This window comes from Streptococcus sp. KR (assembly GCF_002238115.1).
Lineage (GTDB): Bacteria > Bacillota > Bacilli > Lactobacillales > Streptococcaceae > Streptococcus.
In genome coordinates this window covers 1-2,127 of the sequence record NZ_NGVM01000053.1, presented here as the reverse complement: position 1 = coordinate 2,127, position 2,127 = coordinate 1, and the positions used below count along the sequence as shown (strand labels likewise).

Here is a 2,127-nt window from a genome sequence, read left to right as displayed (position 1 = left end):
TCTGTAGATAAAACAGTCTCTGGATTCTGTGTAATCCCTGTTGGGATGGCTCCATATTTACGAATACGTGAGTACAGTTCTGTAAAGAAGGTTGCTTGCAGTTTATTTTTGAAGTATAGCTGCAACTCATCAAAGTACAACCATGTAATGGTTTTACCTTGGTTATTGACTACCTGGTTCCAGATAAAGTCCTGAATCACCAGGAGGGCAAATGGCTTCAATTTACCACTCAACTGCTTGAGATTGAAGATAATAAAGCGACTATTCATATTGACGTTTGTAGGGTGTGCAAAGATATCATTTGATCCAATAGTATAAGGTTCTGCCTTCAGCGCCAGATCCTTAGCAACTGCTTCAGGTTGACGTTCCAAAACGGCTTGCCAATCCTTAAAGGTTGGTTTTTCAAATTCCTCATAGGTCTGTCTCGTTACACGGTCAATCATCGCAAATTCATCGTCTGATACTTCAGAGAATATATTCTCAAACAAGGTTGATAAGAGGTTTGATTTTTGGCCAATCGGATCACTATCTTCTGCCTGCAGTTTGTCTTTATCAGGTAGATCCAGCAAGTTAAAGTGATGTTGCGATCCAGGAGCGATTGTGATGATTTCAGCACCTAATTCTCGGCCAATATCACTGTATTCATCTTCAGGATCGACGATAATGGTATTATCTTCAGGGTAACGTAGTTTGGTAGGAATAATCTCTCCTCCTTTAGCAAGAACTGACTTTCCTGATCCTGAATTCCCAAAAATACAACCTGAGCCTGTATTCAAGTCTTTCTTACGGTCAACTGTGATTGCGTTCTTAGATAGCTGATTCTGGCCATAATAAATTGCACGTGGACTGCTAGATCGAAGATCTACGTTGGTAAATGGGACTTGTGTGGCCAAGTTACTGGTAGTCATATCTCTCATAAAACGGCGTTTTACGTTGATAAATGGAATCCCAATCGGTAGAATCGTATTCAAGGATTCTTCCTGGTACAAGTAACACTTATCCAGTTCTACCGTATTCTTACGGACAGATCGTTGAACCTGCTCAGTGTAGATATTCAACTCTTCTAGAGTGTCAGCCATGAAGAAAATCGTCATCACTCCTGAAAACATTTTTTGGTCATTGTCCTGGAGTTCTTCAGTCCATTTCTCTGTTTCGCGAGATGTCTCCACAGCTTTCCCACCAACGGCCAGGTCACTTCCATAACCTTCTTTTGCGGCAGCCTTCTGACTTTTGATCATTTCCCTACGTACACTTGACTTAACTGTCTTGATTTTCTTCAGGGCATCTGCAGTATCATAGGGCTTAGCATGCAGACTGATAGCCAGTTCAATTCCTGTATCCAGGATATTCTTAATCAGTTTGTCATTCAAGAAGGTAGGATATTGTCTAACATACATCACCCTTGCGAAACAATCATCAATTTTCATATGATCTTTTTCAAACTTCAGATAGTTTGGAGCTACAAAGTCCCTGGTGGATAATCCAGAAATAGCGATGTCTTCATAGTTAAAATCAATAAAACCTTCTCGCCTCAAGAGTTTTCGGAAGATAAGAAGACGATCCAATCCCTCTAACTCCTTAAAGGAGATTCCTAAGCCACTGTATTGACTTTCAATAACGCTGGCTGTATCATCAAGGATTCTTCTAGCTTGATGATCCTGGTCTGTTTGGGTAGTAATCGTCAGATATTTTTCTACCTTGAAGGTATTTTGTTCCTGAGAAAAACGATCATTGATCATCGCATTGTATTCTTTACGATAATCATCATATCCGTCTCCAACCAAATCATAGCGAATAGAAGATAAGCTATTGCTTTCTACTCGACGATTCAGGATCAATAGCTGCATATCATTGTCAATATCCAGCGAATTAAAAATATCAGCGCTTGTTTCAATGATATCAATTCGCTCATCATCTGTTGCAGTAATATAGCTTGTATCACCTAGGCGATAGGTCTTTGAAAATTGATCATTTGTAATTTTCATGAGCCCATCAGGCATCAACCATTGATAATTAAGACTATTCTGTGTAGATGCCGTCATGGTACGTCTTAGACGTTTGGCCCGTTCCCGTTCCTCCTTAGAGAGTTTCGGGGTTTTCTTTCGGCCGAATAAATTCATTTCTTGT

The 2,127-nt window shown here is 40.0% G+C and carries 1 protein-coding gene; it reads right to left on the bottom strand.

All coding sequences use genetic code 11. The features are described 5' to 3' along the window. On the bottom strand, window positions 1-2,120 hold a 2,120-nt coding region (locus tag CBI42_RS10670), incomplete at its 3' end, for a VirB4-like conjugal transfer ATPase, CD1110 family (RefSeq protein WP_094753958.1). Between the last annotated feature and the right edge of the window lie 7 nt (window positions 2,121-2,127).